A 23,611-nucleotide genomic window follows, 5' to 3' on the forward strand; every position below is an offset into this window, starting at 1 on the left:
GTATTAATAAATACAAAGTTAACGTCTACGTTAACATCGTTATAGTGTAACGATATTGTTATGTATGCCCTATGAAAAAGTATATAAAGCACAAGGTAAATTTGTTAGGAAGTGTGACTAACTGCAATTGAAAGCATGTATGAATACACTTGTCGCACAAGAAGCAAGGGCGAAAGGAGAAGGGAAAGGCGAATAATTCGAACGAAAACAAAAAAGGCAGAGTATCAAACTCTGCCTTTTGAAATTTTGAAACCGCTAGTTTTCAGTTAAAGCACTGATACCAATGCTTTCGCTAGTGTTTCAACGTTTTCTTGGTTGATGCCTGCAATGTTTACACGGCTAGAATCTACAAAGTAAACGCTATGCTTTTCACGTACTTCGCGTACTTGTTCTGGTGTGATACACAAGAATGAGAACATACCTTTCTGGTCGTTCACGAAGCTAAAGTCTTTTGGTGAACCATTATCGTGAAGGTTTTGTACAAGCATTGAACGTAGTGATTTCATGCGATCGCGCATTTCGTTCACTTCAGATACCCATTCGTTGTTCAGTGCTTCGTCAGCAAGAATAATGTCTACTAATGCACCACCGTAGCTTGGCGGCATTGAGTAGATGCCACGTGCGATTGACTGAATTTGACCCTGCGCAATTTTACGGGTTGCTGAATCTTCAGTGATAATAGCTGCTAGACCAACACGCTCACGATAAAGACCGAAGTTTTTAGAGCAAGACGCCGCTACAATTACTTCTGGAAGATTTTCGACCAACAAACGCATGCCATAAGCATCTTCGTCTAAACCTTCACCGAAACCAAGGTAAGCGACATCGATGAAGGGTAAGAATTCACGCTCTTTCGCTACTTCTAGTACTTCATCCCATTGTGCATTAGTAAGGTCAGCACCTGTTGGGTTGTGACAGCATCCGTGAAGAAGAACGATATCGCCTTTTTCAGTTTTGCGAAGGGTTTCCATCATAGCGTCGAAACGAATGCTCGCTGATGCTTTATCGAAGTACGGGTAGGTTTCAATTTTAAGGCCCGCAGAGCCGATAAGTGGAATATGGTTAGCCCATGTTGGGTCACTTACCCATACTTTGCCATTTTCATTACAACGCACTAGCAACTCTGAAAGAATACGCAGCGCGCCACAACCACCTGGAGCTTGAACCGCAGCAACGCGGTCAGCAAGAAGTACAGGGCTATTCTTACCTAAAAGCAAAGACAACATACCGTCGATAAAACCTTGGTTGCCCTGTGGCGTAATGTAGGTTTTGCTAGATTCTTTGTCTAAAAGCACTTTTTGCGCTTTTGCGACACTTGAAAGAATAGGGGTATTACCTTGCTCATCTTTATATACGCCAACACCTAAATCGATTTTATTTGGGTTGGTGTCTTCACGAAAAGCAGCTGACAGGCCAAGAATTGGATCTGGGGCGAGATGGGGTAATACTTCAAACACGATATGTCCTCACGTTACGTTGGTGTGCAATAATTAGCAGGCAGGCATTATGCCATCGATGGTAGAAAAAACGACCCCTAAAGGTTGAAAATATTTCAATTAACTTGCTTTATAAAGCGTAAACGAAAGTTTCATTTCAAAAATACCTTAAATTGAAAAAGAAAAGGCACGAGTTTCCAATGCTTTTCCTTTGTCTGAGAACCGACGTTCCTTCCAAGTGAGCGTATTATTTTTATCAACCAATACCAGAGTAGATGTACGCGTGCCGTATTTTTCGGTTTGAATGAAAATGGAAGATAACGCCTTTTCCCATTCATAACCTATCCCCGTGTCGGGTAGCAGGGCATCCTCTGCTTGATTTTCGTGGCGTAAAATATCAAATAAATCGTCATCATTGATTGTGCTTTGCTGCTGCACATAGTCATTTAACGCAGTAACGCCTTGAGTAACTTTTGGCCATGGTGTTGCAATATCAGCATTTGACAACCCATACACACCGGTATCAATTGAATGGGTCGAATTGTTTACGTTGTTGTAAACGCGAAGTGCATTTAGATCACCAAATAGTAAGTTATATCCGTTGTACTGGTGACGAGTTTCTTCAAGCGTAGCTAAATATGCTGACTGCTCGTCATAATCTTTTTGGGCCGGGTTTTGTTTAAGCCAATTAGCAGCTAATGCCCCGCGGGATACTGCATTTTTATTGATGTTGTGTGGGTCTCTCACATTGGTAAGCGCTGCAATTTGCCCGTTACGCGTAACACCCATCCAAGTGCCGTCAGCTTCTAAATCCTGCCCCGCAAGCAAGTGCGGGTGGCTTTCCCAAAATGTTGAAGGTGCAGTTGGTCTTGCGTAAAACTCGTCTCGATTCGCTGCAATGATAAGAGGGTAGTCATCTCGCATCTTATTTGCGATAAATAAAATACACATAGCGTACTAGTGTCCTTTTCTTAACTTGTCCACCACACATAGCTGAATTGCTTCTGTTAACAATTGCGTTACATTTCTATTTTGATTACTCTTCGTTAATGTACGCGCAGTATGATGTGTTACGTGCAGTATAGTGTGTTACGTAATAAAGGAATATGCGGGTACAAAACAGAAAAAGAAAGCACGAAGGTAAATGAAGTATTGAAAGCAAACTGCCAATAATGCCATGTGATATAGCTCACCAATATATAAATAGCCAAACCAAATCTTAAATAAAACCCAATATAGAACAAAAAGCAGAGCATAATTATAATGACAAAACCCTCGCATTCTAATAACCACTCTAAATTAGCCAGTAAAGTCGTCGTAGGGAGCAGTATTCCTCGTAAGTGGCCAAACTGGCTGTCGTCGTTTGCCGCATGGGTGCTTACAAAAAAAGGCTGGCAAGTAGAAGGCGAACTCATTAATCAGAAAAAAGCCATTTTAGCGGTAGCACCGCATACATCAAACTGGGACTTTTTTATTGGCTTATTCGTGGTGTTTTCATTCAAGCTAAACATTAATTTTTTTGGCAAACACACCATCTTTAAGCCACCACTAGGAGCCATTGTGAGAAGGCTAGGGGGCATTCCCATTGAAAGAAGTAAAGCCCACGGCGTGGTCACCTCTATTGCAAATAAAATTAAAGAGGCTGATCAGCTTATTCTTGCCTTAGCGCCAGAAGGTACTCGTAGCCCCATTTATCCATGGAAAATGGGGTTTATGCATATTGCACAACAAGCTGAAATTCCTGTTCAAGTCATAGGTTTGGACTACGCTAGAAAAAGAATTGTACTGGGGCCAATTATTCAGAAAGTGACTAATATAGATGAACAAATGCAAACTATTTATACGTTTTATGATAATGTTTGCGCAAAATATCCTAAAAACTGCATTATAAAGCCATAACCATTTTTGTAAGTGGTATGTACGCATCTGTCATAAATAGACTAACCCGGTGCGTAATTGGCTAGGTCGCAAACATCTATTTTCGGAGCTTCACCCGTGACAAAATTGGGATTCACAACCCGTCAGGTACATTCTGATCGCATGCTAAACACCCCGGAACATGGTGGTGTTCACAGCAGCACATCCAATTCGGTTCTTTTTGAGTTTAAAGATGCGCAAGGCATCATAGATGCGTTTCAAGGCAAGCGCGCAGCTCACGTCTATTCTCGTTCTTCTTCGCCTTCGGTGGCTGCATTACAAAATATGCTAAATGACTTAGAAGGCGGTGTAGGTACGTTATGCTACTCAACCGGTATGGCGGCCATAAGCAGCTCATTATTTGCCTTGTTAAAGGCGGGCGATCATTTAATCGTAAGCCAATACCTTTTCGGTAACACAAGAAGCTTTTTTGAAACAATTAAAGACTTCGGTGTGCAGGTTACTTACACTGATGTGACCGACATTCAACAAGTTAAAGAGGCGTATCAGCCAAACACAAAAGGTGTCTACACGGAAACCGTGGCAAACCCTGTAACTCAGGTTGCTGATCTTCATGCCATTGGTCAATTCTGTGAAGAAAAGCAAATGCTGTTTATGGTTGATAACACTATGACGCCGCCACCTGTTTTCTACGCAAAAGATGTTAAGGCATCATTAGTGTTTTGCTCATTAACCAAATATATAGCAGGTCACGGCAATGTATTAGGCGGCGCAGTAGTCGACACTGGCAACTTTGACTGGACAAAGTTTGACAACCTCAAGCCTGCTTATCAGGTTGCGGATACAGCACAGTGGGGCATTACTCAAATCAAAAAGAAAGGCCTTCGTGATTTAGGCGCTACATTGGCACCTCAATCAGCCACGGCTATCGCTTTAGGCATGGAAACCTTAGATTTGCGTTTATCTCGAAGCCAACACAATGCTATGCAGCTAGCAACCTTTCTGGATAATCACCCGAAAGTCTCTAAAGTGTTTTATCCAGGTCTTGCTGACCATCCACAGCATTTTATGGCACGGGAATACCTTAACGGTGGCTACGGTGCAATTTTGAGTTTTGATCTAATTGATGGTGCTGACCCTGTTGCGTTTTTAAACGAGATGGAGCTGGTAATCTGCGCCACACACTTAGGCGATAATCGTACCCTCGCACTACCTGTAGCACCTACTATTTATTTCGAGAACACGGCAGAAGAACGTGAACTTATGGGGATTTCCGATACCATGCTACGTATTTCGGTAGGTATTGAAGACACTCAGGATCTTATTGCGGATTTCGAAGCAGCGCTAAACACGATTTAGACAATGTTTTGCTATGTTAAAGTACAGAAAAAGGGGCTTTCGCCCCTTTTTTATTTTGTACTAATTGCCTTCAATATACTTAAAGCAATACGTGTGACCGGACCCTGTTAGTCAAAACCTAGCGTAATTTGTCCACGAATTTCACCGCTTGGGAATGCATCTGAGTGGAAGTTAGTGTAAAGACCTCCGTCTGCCATCACGCCCATTTGCTCATTGGTTAACGTAGTATTAGCTGGTACAGACCACATACCGCTGGTACCGGCAGTAAGTCCGATTAGAACATCTCCATTTACGCCCATTTCACCCTCATGAATGTGAGCCATGTTGGCTGTCATACCAGTTATAGTTACGCTTCCTGACAGTGCACCTGTTGATGTATTCAAAGTAAATGCACCAGCGCCGCTTGCTGTAGTAGTTACTGCAGGCACTTCTTGTAGGCCGTTGGCAATGATGCCGTACACTTCAATGTTGTCAGGCGTGATCTGACCTCGAATTTCGCCACCAGTATTGGCTGCTGTATGCACATTCACATAATGACCACCAGCCAGTAGTTGAGTAGCTGTAGCTTCATCTAGCGCTATGCTTCCGTCTGTCATCCAAACGCCAGCAGTGCTTTCACTTTCCACAAGTCCTACAAGTACGTCACCATTTTCACCAGCAAACCCGGTATGAATGTGCGCCATAGTCGCATTTTCAATAGTGGTTACCGCCACAAGAGAAACGTTGTTGTCCGTGGTATCGAAAAGAGCATAGCCAGACCCCATTGCCATGGTGTCAACCGCTGGCACCTCTTGGCTGCCGCTTAGTGAGAAGGTTACTACCGCAGTTGTGTCGGGTACAATTTGACCGCGCACTTCACCATTAGGGTTAGCGGTAGTGTGAACATTTAAATACCACTCACCGCTGGTAAGTGCGTCTAAGTTGCTAGGTGAAATATTAGTTTCAGCTAAAACATACGTACCATTGCCAGCATCAGTTAGTGGGAAGGCAACTGGCCCATTCATGCCGATGCCGCCATCGTGTACGTGTACACCCGTAACGTCAGTTAGGCCTGAAACGTCAACGCTTACACTAAATGCAGGCAAGTCTTCGTCAATCTCAACGACTGCTGTTGCAGTTGACATGGTATCAACAGCAGGCACTTCTTGTGAGCCACTTAAATTAACGTTGTAAGTCATGTCAGCGTTAAAAACAGGTGGAGGTGGTGCTAGGCCATCAAGTAATGCTAATTGAGGTAAATCACCTTCCATTGCGCCGTCTAGTGCAATTGCTGTGTAAATTTCGCCATTTTCTAATGATAAGACGTCTGTTTCAATTGCCGCTGTCTTGGTACCAGTAGGCGTAACCGTCACTACGTAGTCACCTTCCGCCAAGCTTACGTAACCTGTTTCAACAAGCTCACCAGTCTCATAGGCAATATCGGTAAATGCCGGGTCAACCGCATCAATTTCACCATCTGCAGTTACGTAAATGTCTACGTTACCTGCTGAAGGTGAAGCATGTACAATGCGCACTTTAGCTTCTGTCGCGACTGAGCGAGGCATATCCACTAATACATCTAGCTCAGGTGCTGCTAGTACATTGTTCGCGATAGCGGTATAAGACATACCTACATCTAGTGTCAATTCTGCATCGTCAACAGCCACAACACTGTTGTCACTATCGGCTACAACATCAATTAAGTAATCACCCGCAGCAACAGACAGGTAATCGGTGGTGCGTGGGAACTGAATGCCGTCTACTAGCACAATCTCGTTATTGGCAATAACGTCCACCGCTGGCGCGTCGCTAATACCATGTACTACGCGAATTTCGGCACCTGCCTCTGAATCCCAAATTTTGAAACTGCTGTCACCGTCTGCTGCCAATAATGTTACTGGTGAGTCACCTGTACCTACGTTATTAGTTGCTGCAATAAGCAAATCGGCGCCGTCAGCTAAATTAACCGTGCCTGAGTCGTACACCACGGTTGTTTCACCTGCCGGTGTAATACGGATTTGATAATCGCCCGCAGGTACTTGAATCAAATCTGTTGCGTCGGTAAATTCGGCAGTAACAAGCGGCTGCTCGGCAGTGATTTCTGTATCTGGTGCTGTAACGTAAATATCAACCGTTGGCGCCATAGACGCTGCATGTACAATCTGTACTTGAGCGTTACCAGCATCAACCGCGGTTTCCATACTGGTCACAGTTAAAAGCGATAATGTTTCATCGCCAACATTACCCACGGCAAAAATATCGTAGTTCACGTCAGCTTCTAACGTTACGTCAGCTTGCAGCACTTCAGCGTTTTCACTTGGAAGAATACCTGTAACACCAATATCGTATGTACCTGTTTCCACCTCAAAACGCGATGAAGCGACTTGGTAATCAACGCTTTCAAGATCGTTGAGTATGGCGTCATTAGCAGTAATGTTTACCATTGGTGCGTCTGATGCTGCGTGAACAACTCGAACGTTTGCGTATTCTGGGGCGGGTGTGGGCTCTTGTACGACATCGTCGTCATCGTCAGAGCAGCCGAATAAAAATAGTGGTAAGATTGAACATGCAAGGAGCGCTTTGGTCCTTCTCATTTTTTGTATCCTCTTAATTGTGTTGTGGCAAACTCGATTACGCGAAGCAAATAAGAGAAGATCAACCTCCTTGCAACATTAAAGTAATGTAATGTTTTCAATCAATTTACAAAAGTTTCATTTTGCCTGATTTCGTTCTGAAAATTAGAACGATTACCTCATATTTTTGAGATTTTCATCCAAACTTATTTCGCTAACATAGTTGTCTATTAACGAAACAACAAACATTGGAGTGCGGCATGAAAACAGTTTTAGCTATATTTTCCAGCCTTAGTGGCGAACAAGGTAATTCTTCAAAAATAGCAAACGAATATCTTTCAAAAATTGAAAGTGATGGCTCAGTACATATTAAGCGCGTGGATGTAGCCTCACTGGCGCTACCTCACTTAACGGGCGTAGAGATGCAAGCGTGGATGACTGAAGCATCTGAGCGAAATGAATCACAGCAGGCATTGGCGAAAGTCTCTGACGATATTGTTGAAGCAGTGAAAGCGGCTGATGAAATTGTATTGGCAGTGCCAATGTACAATTTTGGTATTCCATCGAGCTTGAAAGCCTATTTCGACCGTATTGCACGAGCGGGCATAACATTTAAGTATACCGACACTGGCCCTGTTGGTTTGCTAGAAAATAAATCAGCCACGGTTTTTGCTGCTCGCGGTGGTGTATATGCTGGGTCGGAGTTCGATACACAGACGCCATACTTAAAACACTTTTTAAATTTCATAGGTATTAGCGATATAAAATTCGTTTATGCTGAAGGACTTAACATGGGCGAGGAAAGTGCAAACAAAGCTTTTGCTACTGCAAGTGAAAAAATTATTGAACTAACTAATCACTAAGCACACTAAATTAATGCAGTTAGCTAAAACGTAGGAAGTATGTTTTCAGCTAAAAGTGTGTTCCAAGTTGAGTGTGCTTGATTGCCCCGCCTGTTAGGCGGGGCTTTTTTATGCGCGGCATTAACATTCGCGTTTAGTGTAACCAAAAGATGGCGTTACTACCCATTGCCTTATTCGCTTTTGAGGTGTGCTTCTATGTCTGCGATAAAAGCCGGGTCAGTAGGTTTAGTTGAGCTTGAGTAATGAGTGATTTGTTTACCCGTGCTATCAATTAAGTATTTATTGAAATTCCAAGAGGGTGCTTTCCCGGTAGCGGTTTTAAGCATTCTATACATAGGATCTGCGTCGTCACCTTTTACCGATACTGGTTCGAACATCGGAAACTTCACGCCATAGGTTAATTCACATAGCTCTGCCGTTTTGCCCTCATCGCTGTCTTCTTGGTTGAAGTCGTGTGAAGGGAAACCTAGTACGACAAAGTCCTTATCTTTATAGTCGCTGTATAGCGCTTCTAATCCTTCAAATTGTGGCGTGAAACCGCAATAGCTGGCAGTGTTAACGACAAGTAGTGTCTTTCCCCCATATTCACTGCACAAATTTACCGTTTCTTGCGAGTTAAGCTTACGTTTCATAAATTTAAGTACGCTAGGGCACTCGTTCGCAAAGCTGGCAGATGTGAAAAAGCTGAGCGCAAGAAGCGCCGGTACAATACCTTTTGCTTTCATCGTGTTTTACCTCATCAGTTAATTTTTGTTATTTTGTTGAAGATCATCAGACCTTATTCCAAGACCATAAACGGCAATGGTTTACGTTTGGTTCACTATCACACTCGATGAACGTTAGCGCTTTAGCTATAGCTCTGCGTATAATGTTAACGATTTTTACATAACAACGACTTAAAATAATGAAAAAATACTCTTCTTTACTCATCGCGGCTAGCGTTACCTTTGCGTTGGGCGGATGTGCAAGCACTACTAACGAACCCTCTAGCCAAACAACCTCTACATCGCTTCCGGCTGCCACAGTTCAGCAAACCGTTATACCAGCTGTAGCGCCCCAGAACAGCGTGCAAAAAGGTGAAATTACTTTAAAGCAAATAATGTCAGATCCTCAATGGATGGGCGCGCTGCCTGAAGGTATGGGGTGGTCGGTGAATGGCGATAAAATTGTTTTTGAAAAAGAAAGACAAGATAGTGCACTGACAGATGTCTATATTGCAGAACCTTCTAACCCAGCAAATGCCGTAAAAGCGCCATTATCAGATTTACACAAGTATCGTTTTGACGAACGTGTAGTAAGAAATGATGGTGTAATTGCTTATTCATTTGAAGACAGTGTTTATGTGCAATTTACCAATGGTGAAACCGTGCGGATCGCTCGTGGTGGTAACGCACTATCAACGCTTTCATTTATGACTGATGGCCGCTTAATGGCGTTAAGCGGTAACAAATTTATTGCTATAGACCTATCTAACGGCACCCGCGAAGAATTATTGAGCTGGGAGTTTAGCGACGAACCCAAAGCGGTTGAGCCGCCTAAAGATTATATTGCCGAGCAGCAACAGTCGCTGGTGGAATACATCAAGCTGCAGCGCAAAAACAGACAAGAAAAAGACGACGCTCAAAAAGCGTTGGCCAAAGAAAACAGCAGTGTAGCACCTACGCCGTTTTACTTTGATAAGTCGCATCGACTAGCGGGTATTAGCGTATCACCTGCGGGTAACTTTGCGGTAGTCGCCACCACGGAAAGTAAGCCGACTCGTAATGACAGCGACATCATGCCGCATTATATTCAAGAAGACAGCCGTATCGCCGCGAAACCAGTACGCCAACGTGTGGCTGATGCAGAATCGGTAAATCACACACTTTGGCTGCTAAATATTAAAACTGGCGAGAAAAGCGAACTTAAATACTTCAATCTGCCTGGTTACAATGACGACGTACTTGCAGACGTTAAAGCAGAGAACGCAAAAGCGAAAGGCACAACTTATGAAGTGAACCGTTTGCCCCGCGACATTACCTTACTGCAAAGCTGGTATTGGACTAAGCCTTCGATTCGCTGGCACAAAAACGGTAACGCTGTTGCCGTTATGCTAGAAGCGTGGGACAACAAAGACCGCTGGATTGCAACGGTCGACTTAGCGAATAAAACGCTAGAAAACCAGCATAGGCTTCATGACGATGCGTGGGTAAACTACCGTTTCAACGCATTTGATTGGCTAAATGACAGCGAAACACTTTACTATCAGTCTGAGCATACTGGTTACTCTCACTTATACGTTCAAAAGCCTGGCGAGAAGCCTGTCGCGCTAACCAGCGGCCGTTTTATTGTTGACGATTTAACGCTTTCTAGCGATGACAATTATATCTACTTTAAAGCTAATATGGAGCACCCGGGTCTTTACGAAGTTTATCGTGCAGATTTAAGTGACAATTCCATCGATACCATGACTGATTTGAATGGTATGACAGACTATTCACTTAGCCCTGATGGTGAACATTTGCTGCTAAGCCATAGCAAGGTGAATCAGCCACAAGAGCTTTATTTTAAGCCTGCCGATGAAACAGCTGTAGCAAAACAAATAACGCAAAGCACCAGTGCTGAATTTAATGCACTTCCATGGGCGGTGCCTAACATAGTCGCTATTGAATCGTCGCATACCGATGCACCTATTTACGCACGAGTATATTTACCGGAAAATTACGACAAGACAGCACCAAATAAAGCGGTAGTGTTTAATCACGGTGCGGGCTATTTGCAAAATGCCCACATGGGGTGGTCGGGTTACTTTCGAGAATACATGTTCCATAGCATGCTCGTGCAGCAAGGCTATGTCGTACTAGATATGGACTATCGCGCTAGTGCTGGCTACGGACGTGATTGGCGAACCGCTATTTATCGTCAAATGGGTACGCCTGAAGTGCAAGATTTGCGTGATGGTGTTAACTGGCTTGTTGAAAATGCCAATGTAGATCGTGAGCGTATTGGCACATACGGCGGTTCATACGGCGGCTTCTTGACCTTTATGTCTATGTTTACTGCCCCAGATCTATTTGCGGCAGGAGCAGCGCTTCGCCCGGTGACCGATTGGGCGCATTACAACACGCCATATACGGCTAATATTCTGAATACGCCTGATATCGATCCCATCGCTTTTGAGCGTAGCTCGCCAATTTATTTTGCCGATGGACTAGAAAAGCCTTTGCTTATCAATGCGCCTATGGTTGATGACAATGTGTTTTTCCACGATACCGTGCGATTGGTACAGCGCCTTATCGAGCTAGAGAAGGAAGATTTTGAAACAGCTATTTATCCGGTAGAGCCACATGGCTTCGTACAGCCAAGCTCTTGGCTTGATGAATACCGCCGTATCTACAAGCTATTCGAAGAAAACTTATAGGCAAAACCGCGAGTGCAACCCAGTGATTAAAAGCCACTGAGTTGCTCACAGCGCGATAGCTATTTAAGACGGATAAAAGCTTACTAAAAAGGCCCAAACTCAACGAATTCGGGCCTTTTTTAATATCGTAATTCTCTTACTAAAGCGTATTTTATCTATTTCACGACTCAAGGTGCGCAATGAGAGTGATGCTATATTGCTCGAGTTTCTATTTTCTTTTCGCCGTAATAAACATAAGTAGAAAGATTGCGATACCGGTAAGCGCGCCGAATAAATGCGCATCTACGGCAACTTTTGCGTCAATTAGGTTTGCGACTTGTTCGCTGCTACCGTCTATTTGTTCGTAACCTACTTTTATGGCTAAGCCAATAAGCAACAACCAACCCGACTTCATTTTCTCTTTTATATCAACACAGGCGCCCCATGCGAAAATACCGTGTAACGCACCAGACAAACCTGCGTACCAAATAAGATCGGGTGAAAACAAGTAAAGCCCAACACTAGTCCCCAAGCAGCACCATACGAAAACTTTTAAGTACAACCCTATTCGATAGTGCTCGCCGTGTAGTGCCCACAACAGTGCCAGACCTGCTAAATTTAAAAGTAGGTGGTAGCCATTGGTATGCACGATATTACCGGTGACTATTCGCCAAGTTTCTAAACCTTGAATGGCATACCTGTCGTAAGCCAAATAATTGCCAGACATAGGCTCAAAGAAAAACGCGACAACGGAGCATAGCGCAATAAAAAGGGGACCCGCGCTATACTTAAGCGAAAACGGCAGTGACATCATCAGTGTTAGTTATTTTTGAATTTCGAATTTGCTGGCTATGATACAGAAATTGCCTACTGGGTGAAAACTGAAGTACACCCGAAATAAAAAAGACGACAGTAAAGGAGTGATTATGTCTTACATCATTACCGAAAATAATCAGCAGTGCTTAACCATTACGCTCAACCGGACTGACAAGAAAAATGCGTTAACACGCGATATGTACCAAGAAATGGCGAATGCCATATTAGGTGTTAAGAACGATGGCTCAACGAAAGTGGTGGTGATAAAAGGTGCTGGTGATTGTTTTACCGCAGGTAACGATATTGGCGACTTTGCGCAGCAACAAGATCACGCCCAAGTGCCTGAGACAGCAGCATTTATGCGTGCACTAGCCGCGTGTAACATACCGGTTATTGCGCAAGTTCATGGCTTGGCGGTGGGGATAGGCACAACGCTTTTACTCCACTGCGATTTTGTATACGCAACACCAGATACCCGATTTGTTCTACCGTTCATCAACTTAGGGCTTGTTCCCGAGTATGCATCAAGTTATCTTTTGCCTAAGGTTGCAGGTCATATCAAAGCGGCAGAGTGGTTAATGCTAGGCGAACCTTTTACCTCCACCGACGCTTATCAATTTGGTATTCTGACAAAAATTGTTGACGCACACGAAATAGATCAAACCGTTCAAACTACGGTAGACAAACTCGTTGCCAAGCCATCATTCTCGCTTAGACAGACTAAAGCATTATTGAAAGGTGACGGGGAACGCACGAACCAACAAATGAACGAAGAGTTTGATATATTTTTGGAAGCGTTGGGCACAACCGCAGCCCAGGAAGCGTTCGATGCGTTTCTAAAAAAACGGCCAATTAACCCCGAAAAATTTAAATAAGAGGAAGTATTATTTTGAGACGCAGTGCTTTGTTCAGAGCTTCAGTAGTTACTCTTGCATTATCTAGTTGCTTCATTTTTGGAGCTAACGCTAAACAAGCTCGCGAAGTTGGTGAGCCTGAAGCGGCTACAGGCTACATAGAGAAAAAGGCTTTTGAAGCCAAAGACTATATGGTAGTGGCGGCAAACCCCTATGCGTCATGGGCGGGGAAGAATATTCTAGAAAAAGGCGGTAGTGCGATAGATGCTGCGGTGGCTGTTCAATCAATGCTTTCTCTGGTTGAACCGCAATCATCAGGCATCGGTGGTGGTGCCTTTATCCTTTATTGGGATAATAAGAACAAAGTACTTCACACCTTTGACGGCCGTGAAACCGCGCCCAAAGCCGTCAATTCTCATTGGTTCATTGAAGGTAACAAGCCAATGCGCTGGTTAGATGCCGTAGTTGGTGGTAAGTCAGTAGGCGTTCCCGGTGCAGTAAAAGCGTTAGAAATGGCTCAAAGTGAGTTTGGTAAGCTACCTTGGAATACGCTATTCGACGATACTATTAAAACAGCTGAAGATGGTTTTAAAGTGTCGCCGCGTTTAGCTAAGCTGGTGGCCTTAGATTACCACCCAGGCCTTAAAACTTTTCCTGCAAGTTCTACTTACTTCTTCCCGGCAGGACTGCCGTTAAAAGAGGGGACGGTTAAGAAAAACAAAAAGCTCGCCAAGACTTTAAAAGGTATTGCGGAAAAGGGCAGCGACTATTTATTGAAAGGCGAGGTCGCTGAAAAAATAGTAAAAGCGGTAAATAGCGCTGAAATCAACCCAGGTCAGATGACGTTAGAAGATTTAGCAAGCTACGAGCCTATAAAACGCGAACCTGTTTGTGGGCTATATCACGAAAAGCGTATCTGCGGTATGGCACCACCTAGCTCTGGTGGTGTGAACGTTTATCAGATTCTCAAAATGTTAGAAGGTTTTGATCTTAGCCAGTATGCACCGGATTCAGTGGAGTTTGCGAATTTGTACTCGCAGGCAAGTGCGCTTTCGTATGCTGATCGTGAGAAGTTTATAGCAGATAGTGATTTTACTAACTTGCCGTTTGCGGCCATGATCAACACGGCTTATCTTGAACGCCGAGCTGAGAATATTGCTGTAGATAAAGAGTGGCGCCGTAAGCGCGCTGGTAACCCGTATGCCGATGCGAATGTTGCACTTGGTACTTCAATGGAACTGCCCAATACCTCTCACGTCTCTATCGTAGACAAAGAAGGCAATGCAGTATCAATGACCACTAGCATAGAGTTTATGTTTGGTTCTGGAATTATGGTAGAAGGCTTCTTGCTTAACAACCAGCTTACCGACTTTTCATTTTCGCCGACTAAAAACCGCTTTCCTGTACCCAACCGCGTAGAGCCTGGTAAACGCCCTAGAAGCGCGATGAGCCCTACAATGGTCTTCGACAAAGAAGGGAACCTAGAAGTTGTTGTCGGCTCGCCGGGCGGCTCTAGAATTGTAAGCTATGTCGCTCAAACCCTAATTGGTGTTTTAGACTTTGGCTTGGATATTCAGCAGGCCATCAATCTTCCTAAAATTACTAATCGAAACGACTATACGGCGTTAGAGAAAGGCACACCAATAGCTGAACTTGAAGAGCCATTAAAGACACTCGGCCATAACGTCAAAGTAGTGGATCTAAACAGTGGTCTTCATGGCATTCAGTTTAAATCAGGTAAATTAATTGGCGGCGCAGATCCTCGCAGGGAGGGCATTGCAGTAGGGCGCTAACGCTGAGTTTGCGTAGATAGAAAAAGATACAGCAGTATGTTGTTGAGTGAGTGAAAGCGGAAGATTAAATATCTTCCGCTTTTTTATTGCGCCAGGAAATGTAAATGGAATGGTCGGCGCTTTCTAGTTTTTACTTTTAACCATTCGATTTTTCAAGAAGGAGCAATACTGAACGAATATGTGCGGAGAACGACGCCGCAGGTGTTACTTGAATAACACGCCAGCCCTGATTATTGTACTTTTTAATTTCTTCGTTAAGGGTGTCTAAATTGAGTTGGCTAGACCAAAAGTTACGAGTTTTAAATTCAACGACTTTTTGCATTTATATAGTTCCTTCTACAGCTTTATTCTTAAAATTGTTAGATAGTAATATAACCTTCAAGGTAAGACACTGCTTGGCCAGAAATAAGCACGCGATCACCTGCTACTTCACACTTCACTGTACCACCTCGTTTAGATGCTTGATAAGCCATAAGTTTTGAACGTCCAAACACTTTTGCCCAATAGGGCGCCAGCCCAGTGTGGATTGAACCGGTAACCGGGTCTTCATCACCGCCGTTCGCAGGCCAGAAATAACGGGATACAAAGTCAAATTGCGTGCCCGGTGCTGTCACTACCACATCATAGGGCGCAAGTGTTTTAAGCTGCTCGCTGTCTTGAATTACACTTAAAACGTCGTCTTCGTCGGAATAAACAGCAAAATAAGCTTGGTCATTTTTTAAAACATTTTTGGGCTTGATGGAAAGCCCTTGTAATAACGCTTCAGGTACGTCGCTGACTGGGCCAGGCATTCTATTAGGGAAGTCCATTTGAATGAACCCGTCTTCTTTCTTAACTACTTTCATCATACCCACCGATTTAGCGAAAAGCGAAATGTGCGGTAACTGGTAATTTTCGCTAAAGATTACGAACGCGGATGCCAGCGTTGCGTGACCACAAAAGTCGATTTCCGTTATGGGGGAGAACCAGCGTATAGCAAATACACCGTTGTCGTCTTCTACCAAAAATGCGGTTTCTGAAAGGTTATTTTCAGCAGCGATTTCTTGCATTTTTTCATCGCTAAGCCATTTACCCGTTATAACTACAGCAGCAGGATTGCCCTTAAACCTTACATTGGTAAATGCATCGACAACGTTAATTTTAATTTTCATTCGAACGCGCTTTTTTTATGATCGTATTTAAGTTTGGTTTGATTGGCATTGCCTTAAATGGGCTAACGTTAGCCCCGCCTGTATTTCCATGAGGTACTAGCCCAAAAATAGTTTTCGTGGCTGCGCCAGTTATTCTGAAAAGCTGACCAAAAAACTCGTGAAAATTACCTTGTTTCACTGCCCATAAAAGCATTTGAACGTGTACTTTAACGTGTAGCCTTGTAGAGGCTTGACCAAGAACGTGTGCATTTTCTAAGTGTGAAAATGCACACTGTTGGCTGTTTTGGTTTTGCTTTTTATGAGCTAGCGCTATTTCAGCTTCTACATATGGGCGAATATTGCGCGTAAAGCCTTTTGCTTTGAACATGGTCTAAGCACCTTTTATTGAGGTTGATTTAAACCAAGCTCTTTTTGCATTTTCTTGGTTAACCCTAACGATACAAGTTTATATGATGCGCTTAAATAATATTCTAACGCTTCATCTTCATCGCTCTCACAATTGTACTGCTGTATCCACTTCATTCCACGACTAGCAAGATAGGGCGCAGGTCTATAGCCAAGCTTTTCTTCCAGAAAATAATAATTTTGCTCAGACGTTTTAAAGGTAAAAGCAGGGTACCCATCTTTACCAGTATTCCCTATAGCAAAAACTTTCCCACCTATCTTCCATACATCTGAGTTTCCCCATTGAACAACATGGGTAGTATGGGGTAGCGCTTTGCAAAAAAGATTGAATTCAACGGTTGTCATATCATTCTATTTATTGAAGAAATTAACTAGCGGTTATTGTGCTTCATAATCCACCTTAACCTCTTGTTAGAAACACCCAATACACTAAACGCGATAAAAGTTCTGCCCAAATGCCAAACCTTGGTGTGAATAAGACAACTGCTTTCCATTTAACTTCTGCACGAGCAACTTATTTCACCATTTACATACCTTTCACTATAATTAGCTGCTGGGCATTGCATTTTTATTTGATTGCACTTAGAGCGGTTACCACTAGACACTTTATTTCCGGTAATTGTTGAAGAAATCACGTCACCTAGAACCTCCTCAGCAGTCCAGGGCTCAACATCAAGTGCAGTGCACCCAGACAGCAACCCTAATAGTAAAATAGCAGCAAAAACGGTTTGTACTTTTCTCATAATTTGGACTTTTATAAAATTAAGACTTGGACTTGTGTTATTTGACCTACGACTTAGTGTATTTATATTCAAAAGACACAACCGCTGCACACAATCCGCCGACAATAAAACAAAACAGGGCAGTAGATACTGTACCTGCACTAAAAAGCCACGCTATACTTCTCGCGCCATCCCAATACGCTGAAAAAATTGGGCTATTTGAATCGCCATACATAGTTCTTGGCCCAAGGAATATACTAGAAACCCAAAGCAAAATAGTCAGCAACGAAAAGATATAACCAAGAACACTCGTGGCTCTTGCAGCGAAGAGTAGGGTAGGAAGGTTATCCGTTTTAATCTTTGAGTGTGGGTAAAACTTCATGAAAATCCTTTTAACAACGTTGGAAAGACTAGATATATAGTTCTTTTAAAATTGCTTGAACAAACTGAGCATCAACTCACGTACAAATTGGAAGGCGTCAGGTATAACCTAGTAGCTTCGCTACCAGTAGCGTTAACGATATTACAACAATAAATATTTGTAAAAAAACTAATTTCGCTTTTGGCTTCTTTTCCGACACCAAAAATTGTTTGATGTTCACCTGAGTAATCAAAAACAATACTGAAATTAGAAGCATAGACACAGCAACAAATGGCTTGTCTGATTGAAAATAGTCAACAGCCAAATAAACCGGCAATATTGTAAAGAAAGTGAGGATAATCCTAGCTGGTACTTCATTTTTTATCATAATACTTCCATGTGTTGGTGTGAAAAGTGAGTTGTTTCGTAAGGTTGTAGCTAAGACTGGTTTTGTTTCAGCTAGAAGCCTTGAATAGCATCTCTGTTACAAAGCTAAACCGTTTCAATACTTATGAACGCGGCTTACAAGCAATTTCGAACGAAGTGTTACACGAGGATATCAAACTATAAGTAACCTGCATTGTCATATTTCGCGATCGTTCGGGCGTGTGAGTGAAGCCTCCCAAGAAACAAGTGCAGCAAATAGAGCAGATACGATCAATATAACTAAAGCAAAAACAAGAAAAATTAATCCCATTTTGTATGTGTCTGCATGATAAGTTTCTCCTTGGCCTCCAACCGGTATACTTGGAAATTCATAATTATAAATTTCGGAAGCGAAAGCTAAAAGGGCTATACCTATAAAGAAATAACCGACATAAGCTAACAAACGCGCAAAAAATAGAATTATGCCCAAGTTCCTGGGCTTTAAATCAGAGTAAGGTATTAGTTTCATCATAAGTTTCTTCCATTAACTCGCTGTGCGCTATCGCTTTCAGTAAACGACTGAGGCAGTGCGGCACTATTATTAAATTCAGTGAAGCCGTTATTCACGAGTCTGTTTTTGCAAATAATGGATGCTAAGCAGGCGAGCAGCGTTGTACATCCAGTTAACGCAGATTCCAAAGATGATAAATACAGGCAGTGAAAACGTTGAGAGTGATAATATATTGGCTTGAGATGCGTTTAGCCCAGCTAGCTCTAACAGCAAGCCAGAAAACAAAACCGAGATTATAAAAATTACTACTTTAAAGAAATTATTGTTAGTAACACCCATTATTACTCTCCTTGCGGGTTAAGCTGCGCAGACAATACTTTTCCGCTTTTAGTTCTTATTAAAAGGAATAGAAGAAAGCCGAAAGCACCAATAGAATTAGGCCAAACAAAATATAAAAGACTGGTACCGTATAATTGGATTTTACGGCGTTAGATTGAAAATATTGATTGATGCTTGAAACTAGCGTGCTCAACAGATAGTTGTCTTTCGATTGTTTTAATTTTAATTGCCCCGTACCTACCCAGCTTTGAACTGACACCAGAAGATCTGCGCTACTATCTGTGAGTTTAATTATTGAGACTTGCTCTTCAAATTGTATATGGTTTTGGTTCAGTGCGTAGTGCAAAGCACTTCTAAATGAGTCGTCAGAAATACCTATTGCCATATAGCCTTTCATTAGTACCCAAACAAATGCCAAAAGAACAACATACATAAGAGGGGACATTAAAGATAATAAACTAAAAGCACCGGTAGAAAAGTAAGCTTCAACTGACATAATTAGCTGAGGGGTAACCGCGATAACCATAAACACAAAGAACACTTTAGACGGTAGTAATAAAGGTCTCTTAGATGTTATGACTTTTAGGCCAATATAAAGAAGGAATATCGCCATTAAAGTAAACACTAGCGGGAAATAAATGTTCAAAATAAAACTCCCTGTTGGTTGTGCTTTAGCTATTCTGATCAAAAGGTTTAAGTGAGCAGTGCATAGGACAGACACTGTCGGGCTCAAATCACCTGTCTATCAAAACACCTAATGCTTTGTAAACAGCAATGCCTAATTCCTTGGCTGTTTTTAAACATAAGTAAGATTAGAATACGATTGATAGTAAAAACATACAAAAAAAACGCGAGGATTGGATTGGAAGCGCCCTTACGTACTTTAAGTGCTGACAAAGCCGATGTTAAGGTGAGAACATAAATCGATTCGTTTATCTTTTATTTTATTCAGCCATCAGTATGAAACAGCTTTTCGAAGGCCTCCGCTTTCGAACATAGGATAAGGTCCTGTAATAGGTTGCTATGCGTTATTGGTGCCGTTAAAAGAGAATAAAATGTAGCAATATCACAGCTCCCATCACGAGCATATTTAATAATCTAAACCTTTTAAACTGTCTTATTTTTTCATCGGCTACAGTTGAAAAAAAACCTGTTTTGAGAGATTCATTTAAATTTGCACTTGCAACAGACCATTGAGAAACGTTTAAAGAGTTGCGGGATAATTTTTCCCATTCTTCTGGGTAGGTGAAAGATAAATATTTACACATATCTCTAAATTTTTTTATTTGGAGAAAAATAAGTATAGATATTAAAAATAACGGGATGAAACTTTCCATGTGATTGTAACCTCCTGTGCGCACGACTCTTAAATAAAGGGCGCATTTATTAATTCTTTCTTTAATCAAAGCGAAGCACTAGAACCGCCGCTTTTGTGTCCCTTTGATACCGCGAGCGACGTGTTTTAATTGTTATATCGCAGTTTTGCCAGAGATACCAGAAGCTATAGATTGGTTTATTTTGTATTGAAAGTAGATGACGTGAAAAAAGCTGCTAAGAAATGGGTCTAGCCACAAATAATTGCCTTTTGACGCTTTGTTTATCCTGTTGATTCTATTTCTAACTTTGATAATCCATACAATATGGAAAACTGCGGATATTAGATGAAGAACCTTAGCCGTAACTAATAACGCTGCTGGTGCAGGGAACAGAAAATAGTAAGTGAGTCCTAGTAACGAAAGTATGTGAATCGAAATTGCCGTGGATGTAAATGCCTTTGAAATGTGGCTTTTTATTGTCGAATTCAGTATTTCAGTTAACTGCCACAGGCGATACACAACGTAAACCCCAAATGAGAAAACGCACAAAGCTAGAACCGTTACTATCGATTTTTCTTCAAACAAACTATTTATTTGTGGCATTTCTTCATCCTTGAATTAATCGTTTAAATATCAGTGTGGTCTGCTGATAGTTTTTCAAGGCTGAGAAAGTTACATAGTTAATTCTTTGTGTTGCAATTCGAAGTTGAATTCGCGACGCGACTTGTAAAAATTGCTGGCATATAACAACCTAACGCAAGAAAGCAGTAGGTTGATTAGGTTGTTATTCAAAGAGCCAATTAGTTCATAGAAAGAAGGCTACGAGGTTTAAGCTCTAAATTACTTTCTAAGCTTTCTATTTTTAAGAGAAGATCTTGATTAGCTTTGCTTGTTTGCTCAATTTGACTCTGAAGTCTGTCAACTTTGCCATTTAGAGTACTATTTGCTTGATTTTGCTGATACAGGATAAAGGACTGCAAACTTATTACAGATGTGAAAGCAACGGCTGATAAAACTATTTTTGTACGGCTTTTCATAGAACTTCCTTATTTGAATAGAGCTTTTAGGTTACCAATGATTTTCTTATGTTTCACATTTATTCGTATAACTTTCTAATGACGAGGCCACAACGGCTAAACTCTGAAGCAACGCGGAATTGAGCAAAGCTCTAGCTGTCCCGTGCCTAGTTGGTTTTATATAAAGCCAACTGTTAGCCGCCCCGAATTTATGCGTATCAGCCTGTGGAAGCAGGCCAGCTTAATTGTTGTTAGGCATGTTCGTCCACAACCTTCAGTTGCGATATGTCCATTACTCTTACATGTGTTTGGTAATAGTACTTACCGGTAGGTTTGCCGTCTGATAAAAATGCAATCTCAACCCGCTGTGCTTCACCAATAACTACTATTGCTTTATTTAAAAAATATTCTTGCGGCGGCATTCCATATTTAGCGGTTAATTGTGCAATTACTTTTGGGTGTAAAGCGACGGTTACTGCTCTCTGATCACGATAGTCTTTTTCAGTATTTAAATAGACATATTGCCCTTGGCTACCAGTTGCGACTATTTGAAGAGTGTATTGTCCAGGTACACCTTTAGGCGCTGAATCTGCAGCAGCCTTTATTATTTCCATTGTGTCTGAGAATGCAGATGTAGTATGCGAGGTTGTGGAAGTGCAACCAGCAAGTAAAAAGATAAACGCTAAAACAACATTTTTCATAATTTATTTCCTTATATTTATGCCACTGCGTAGCTGCCTTTTATTCGCTAATTGCCAGCCGTAGAAACATGCAGGAAGCATGATAATAGAGCTAAATACTGCTTTGGTGTTTAACTCTAAAATACCGAACAACAAAAATACTGACGAGAATAGTCCGAATACGACACACCAAAACTTTAGCGCCAAAGGAGATATTAAACCACCATATTTTTTAGGTTTATGAAAAAGCAGCCTGTATGAAAGCAACGCAAACCATATACCTAGAGAGCTTGAAGCTAAAATACCTATTGCTGCGGCAAAAGAAGCTTCACCTTTAACAAAAATAATTAAAACTAATCCAAAGAAGATAAGTGAGATAGATGTCGTCACGATGCCAACTATAATTTCGCTAAAACGTCCTGTATTCGCTTGATAGTCCACCAATTTTTCCTTGAACGTAACACCTTGTTATAACGATTTTTCAATCGGCTTTGAAATTTCTTGCCCACCAAATATAAAAGCTAACATAAACATTAACTCATCTATTAGCCATAAATTAGCTAATCCCGTTAGAAACAATACGATTATTAAGGCAACACCGGGTATGAAAAATGTGAGAAAACTATTTTTTCTTTGACTGGGGAAAAGAGATAAGTATAAAAAAGCTAAAACAACGCCACAAAAAGCTGATAGCAAATAAGGCATTAAGTTGATAGGCCTCATCTCAACTTCTGAATAAAAGCTATGGGTGAAAAAAAGCGTCAAAGCCATAACAACTGACATTATAGTTGTTGACTTTATATTTTTCGTTGTAAGAAGCATCGTGATGTTCCTTATCGTTATAGCACTAAGCTAAAGGGCGCTTTTCTTTAGAGTATAATGGCGAAGCCGTCCTGCGTGATAGCGTCCCAGCAAGCGATAGCGAGTGACTTTATCTTTTTAGGCGGCATGCAGATCTATTGGCTGCACGTTATCCAAGTTGATATTCTGTTTGGCCTGCCAAAGTTCGTAATTGTCTTGCATGCTAAGCCAACTTTCAGGGCTGCGCCCCAATACTTTTGATAGTCTTAACGCCATTTCTGGCGTTACTGCACTTTTGCCCTTCACTACACGATTTAATGTTGAAGCGGCAACACCAAGATGGGTAGCAAGGGACCTGCAACTTATACCATGTGGCTCCATGTAAATAGACTCAATAAATTAACCTGGATGCGGTGGGTTATGCATATTCATTAGTGATAATCCTCGTAATTTAAGATGTAAGCATTACCATCCGTGAACTCAAAAGTTACTCACCAATTACCGTCCCAACCCGCGCAGCGGGCGAACTTGATTTTTTGTCAGGTGCGTGCATTTTTAAACCACTACCCTAGGTGGTTTACCATGAGAGTCCAAGTACAATTTTCTGAGATTACCTGGTACGAGAGGCCAGCCACGTTCAACACCTTCTTTGGTACCTTTCCAGAATAAGTGCTCTGTATAATATATATCTATGTACTCGAGTTCCGCCTTGGTTGCAGTATCTAGTTTCTCGCTCATGTACTGCAACTGTTCTAGTGCTTCTTCTAAGTCGCCTTGGTTTAACAAAATAGTTGTCAAATTTGCGAACTCTTCCATTAGAAATGTAAGCGCCCAACTCTCATGTTTTTCCATAAGAGGAATAACGTGAGGAAACTTAGTGCGGATCTCTTTTAAGAATCGTCTTATTTCTGATTTAGCCATTGATTTCCCAGAAGCACCTAACACCCGCATAAGGGGCGCATGTATGCGTCCCAGCGAACCCGCGAGCGACTGAGTTAATGCTTTTGTTAGTT

Annotated in this window: 27 protein-coding genes and 1 pseudogene; 6 read left to right on the forward strand and 22 right to left on the reverse strand. The window is 41.9% G+C overall.

Features of this window, described 5'->3' with window-relative positions; all coding sequences use genetic code 11:
• Nucleotides 1–266: 266 nt before the first annotated feature.
• The gene (locus tag ACYX4N_RS10385; RefSeq protein ID WP_476053971.1) at nt 267–1,457 is read right to left on the reverse strand and encodes an amino acid aminotransferase; all 1,191 of its coding nucleotides are present in this window, start codon (nt 1,455–1,457) and stop codon (nt 267–269) included.
• Between the two features lie 147 nt (nt 1,458–1,604).
• Nucleotides 1,605–2,387, reverse strand: coding sequence for an NRDE family protein (locus tag ACYX4N_RS10390; protein WP_476053972.1), 783 nt, complete (start codon nt 2,385–2,387; stop codon nt 1,605–1,607).
• Between the two features lie 312 nt (nt 2,388–2,699).
• Here ACYX4N_RS10390 and ACYX4N_RS10395 point away from each other — a divergent pair, with 312 nt between their 5' ends.
• Together ACYX4N_RS10395 and ACYX4N_RS10400 are read left to right on the forward strand one after the other, a co-directional pair.
• The gene (locus ACYX4N_RS10395; RefSeq protein ID WP_476053973.1) at nt 2,700–3,335 is read left to right on the forward strand and encodes a 1-acyl-sn-glycerol-3-phosphate acyltransferase; all 636 of its coding nucleotides are present in this window, start codon (nt 2,700–2,702) and stop codon (nt 3,333–3,335) included.
• A gap of 96 nt (nt 3,336–3,431) precedes the next feature.
• Nucleotides 3,432–4,673 (forward strand): cystathionine gamma-synthase family protein, encoded by a 1,242-nt coding sequence (locus ACYX4N_RS10400; RefSeq protein ID WP_474856872.1) that lies wholly within the window; start codon nt 3,432–3,434, stop codon nt 4,671–4,673.
• Nucleotides 4,674–4,780: 107 nt separating this feature from the next.
• Here ACYX4N_RS10400 and ACYX4N_RS10405 read toward each other — a convergent pair whose 3' ends face one another.
• Complete coding sequence (locus ACYX4N_RS10405; RefSeq protein ID WP_476053974.1) at nt 4,781–7,246, reverse strand: CHRD domain-containing protein; 2,466 nt, start codon at nt 7,244–7,246, stop codon at nt 4,781–4,783.
• Nucleotides 7,247–7,485: 239 nt separating this feature from the next.
• Between ACYX4N_RS10405 and ACYX4N_RS10410 the strand changes: the two genes are divergently transcribed.
• A complete protein-coding gene (locus ACYX4N_RS10410) occupies nt 7,486–8,088 on the forward strand; it encodes an FMN-dependent NADH-azoreductase (RefSeq protein WP_476053975.1) in 603 nt (200 codons plus the stop codon).
• 170 nt (nt 8,089–8,258) lie between these two features.
• On the opposite strand, the gene ACYX4N_RS10415 is transcribed toward ACYX4N_RS10410, so the two are convergent.
• Nucleotides 8,259–8,813, reverse strand: coding sequence for a glutathione peroxidase (locus ACYX4N_RS10415; RefSeq protein ID WP_476053977.1), 555 nt, complete (start codon nt 8,811–8,813; stop codon nt 8,259–8,261).
• Between the two features lie 179 nt (nt 8,814–8,992).
• Between ACYX4N_RS10415 and ACYX4N_RS10420 the strand changes: the two genes are divergently transcribed.
• Nucleotides 8,993–11,488 carry a prolyl oligopeptidase family serine peptidase gene (locus ACYX4N_RS10420; protein ID WP_476053978.1) on the forward strand — a complete coding sequence of 832 codons (2,496 nt, stop codon included), beginning with the start codon at nt 8,993–8,995 and terminating at the stop codon, nt 11,486–11,488.
• A 208-nt stretch (nt 11,489–11,696) separates the two neighbouring features.
• Here the strand turns inward: ACYX4N_RS10420 and rrtA are convergent, their stop codons facing one another.
• Nucleotides 11,697–12,281 carry a rhombosortase gene (gene rrtA / locus ACYX4N_RS10425; RefSeq protein ID WP_474806433.1) on the reverse strand — a complete coding sequence of 195 codons (585 nt, stop codon included), beginning with the start codon at nt 12,279–12,281 and terminating at the stop codon, nt 11,697–11,699.
• A 112-nt stretch (nt 12,282–12,393) separates the two neighbouring features.
• On the opposite strand from rrtA, the gene ACYX4N_RS10430 reads away from it, so the two are divergent.
• Both ACYX4N_RS10430 and ggt read left to right on the forward strand, forming a co-directional pair.
• Complete coding sequence (locus ACYX4N_RS10430; protein WP_474806434.1) at nt 12,394–13,158, forward strand: enoyl-CoA hydratase; 765 nt, start codon at nt 12,394–12,396, stop codon at nt 13,156–13,158.
• Nucleotides 13,159–13,172: 14 nt separating this feature from the next.
• The gene (gene ggt, locus ACYX4N_RS10435; RefSeq protein ID WP_476053979.1) at nt 13,173–14,930 is read left to right on the forward strand and encodes a gamma-glutamyltransferase; all 1,758 of its coding nucleotides are present in this window, start codon (nt 13,173–13,175) and stop codon (nt 14,928–14,930) included.
• Between the two features lie 136 nt (nt 14,931–15,066).
• Here ggt and ACYX4N_RS10440 read toward each other — a convergent pair whose 3' ends face one another.
• The 17 genes and pseudogenes from ACYX4N_RS10440 to ACYX4N_RS10520 all read right to left on the reverse strand — a co-directional run bounded on the left by ACYX4N_RS10440 (nt 15,067) and on the right by ACYX4N_RS10520 (nt 23,519).
• Nucleotides 15,067–15,252: a DUF4177 domain-containing protein gene (locus ACYX4N_RS10440; protein ID WP_269918947.1), complete on the reverse strand. Its 186-nt coding sequence runs from the start codon at nt 15,250–15,252 to the stop codon at nt 15,067–15,069.
• 37 nt (nt 15,253–15,289) lie between these two features.
• A complete protein-coding gene (locus ACYX4N_RS10445) occupies nt 15,290–16,081 on the reverse strand; it encodes a PhzF family phenazine biosynthesis protein (RefSeq protein WP_476053980.1) in 792 nt (263 codons plus the stop codon).
• Nucleotides 16,071–16,448 carry a DUF3703 domain-containing protein gene (locus ACYX4N_RS10450; RefSeq protein ID WP_476053981.1) on the reverse strand — a complete coding sequence of 126 codons (378 nt, stop codon included), beginning with the start codon at nt 16,446–16,448 and terminating at the stop codon, nt 16,071–16,073. Before ACYX4N_RS10450 ends, ACYX4N_RS10445 begins: the two co-directional genes overlap by 11 nt.
• 14 nt (nt 16,449–16,462) lie before the next feature.
• A complete protein-coding gene (locus ACYX4N_RS10455; protein ID WP_476053982.1) occupies nt 16,463–16,831 on the reverse strand; it encodes an MmcQ/YjbR family DNA-binding protein in 369 nt (122 codons plus the stop codon).
• 444 nt (nt 16,832–17,275) lie between these two features.
• The gene (locus ACYX4N_RS10460; RefSeq protein WP_474806445.1) at nt 17,276–17,590 is read right to left on the reverse strand and encodes a hypothetical protein; all 315 of its coding nucleotides are present in this window, start codon (nt 17,588–17,590) and stop codon (nt 17,276–17,278) included.
• Between the two features lie 97 nt (nt 17,591–17,687).
• Entirely contained in the window at nt 17,688–17,957 is a 270-nt protein-coding gene (locus ACYX4N_RS10465; protein ID WP_476053983.1) for a hypothetical protein, read from the reverse strand.
• A 195-nt stretch (nt 17,958–18,152) separates the two neighbouring features.
• Nucleotides 18,153–18,467 (reverse strand): hypothetical protein, encoded by a 315-nt coding sequence (locus ACYX4N_RS10470; protein ID WP_476053984.1) that lies wholly within the window; start codon nt 18,465–18,467, stop codon nt 18,153–18,155.
• Between the two features lie 87 nt (nt 18,468–18,554).
• Nucleotides 18,555–18,785 carry a hypothetical protein gene (locus ACYX4N_RS10475; protein WP_474806449.1) on the reverse strand — a complete coding sequence of 77 codons (231 nt, stop codon included), beginning with the start codon at nt 18,783–18,785 and terminating at the stop codon, nt 18,555–18,557.
• A 58-nt stretch (nt 18,786–18,843) separates the two neighbouring features.
• Nucleotides 18,844–19,431 carry a hypothetical protein gene (locus ACYX4N_RS10480; protein WP_476053985.1) on the reverse strand — a complete coding sequence of 196 codons (588 nt, stop codon included), beginning with the start codon at nt 19,429–19,431 and terminating at the stop codon, nt 18,844–18,846.
• A gap of 394 nt (nt 19,432–19,825) precedes the next feature.
• Complete coding sequence (locus ACYX4N_RS10485) at nt 19,826–20,122, reverse strand: hypothetical protein (RefSeq protein WP_476053986.1); 297 nt, start codon at nt 20,120–20,122, stop codon at nt 19,826–19,828.
• Between the two features lie 779 nt (nt 20,123–20,901).
• Nucleotides 20,902–21,138: a hypothetical protein gene (locus tag ACYX4N_RS10490; RefSeq protein ID WP_476053987.1), complete on the reverse strand. Its 237-nt coding sequence runs from the start codon at nt 21,136–21,138 to the stop codon at nt 20,902–20,904.
• A 230-nt stretch (nt 21,139–21,368) separates the two neighbouring features.
• Nucleotides 21,369–21,818: a hypothetical protein gene (locus ACYX4N_RS10495; RefSeq protein WP_476053989.1), complete on the reverse strand. Its 450-nt coding sequence runs from the start codon at nt 21,816–21,818 to the stop codon at nt 21,369–21,371.
• A gap of 3 nt (nt 21,819–21,821) precedes the next feature.
• A complete protein-coding gene (locus ACYX4N_RS10500) occupies nt 21,822–22,238 on the reverse strand; it encodes a hypothetical protein (protein ID WP_476053990.1) in 417 nt (138 codons plus the stop codon).
• A 27-nt stretch (nt 22,239–22,265) separates the two neighbouring features.
• Entirely contained in the window at nt 22,266–22,619 is a 354-nt protein-coding gene (locus tag ACYX4N_RS10505) for a hypothetical protein (RefSeq protein ID WP_476053991.1), read from the reverse strand.
• A 117-nt stretch (nt 22,620–22,736) separates the two neighbouring features.
• Nucleotides 22,737–22,979: a HigA family addiction module antitoxin gene (locus tag ACYX4N_RS10510; RefSeq protein WP_476053992.1), complete on the reverse strand. Its 243-nt coding sequence runs from the start codon at nt 22,977–22,979 to the stop codon at nt 22,737–22,739.
• 50 nt (nt 22,980–23,029) lie between these two features.
• Nucleotides 23,030–23,104: pseudogene (locus ACYX4N_RS10515) on the reverse strand (type II toxin-antitoxin system RelE/ParE family toxin); the annotation flags it as partial.
• A 49-nt stretch (nt 23,105–23,153) separates the two neighbouring features.
• On the reverse strand, nt 23,154–23,519 hold the full coding sequence (locus tag ACYX4N_RS10520) for a DUF7674 family protein (RefSeq protein WP_476053993.1): 366 nt from the start codon (nt 23,517–23,519) through the stop codon (nt 23,154–23,156).
• Between the last annotated feature and the right edge of the window lie 92 nt (nt 23,520–23,611).

Source organism: Alteromonas sp. ABH4_452, assembly GCF_056311825.1.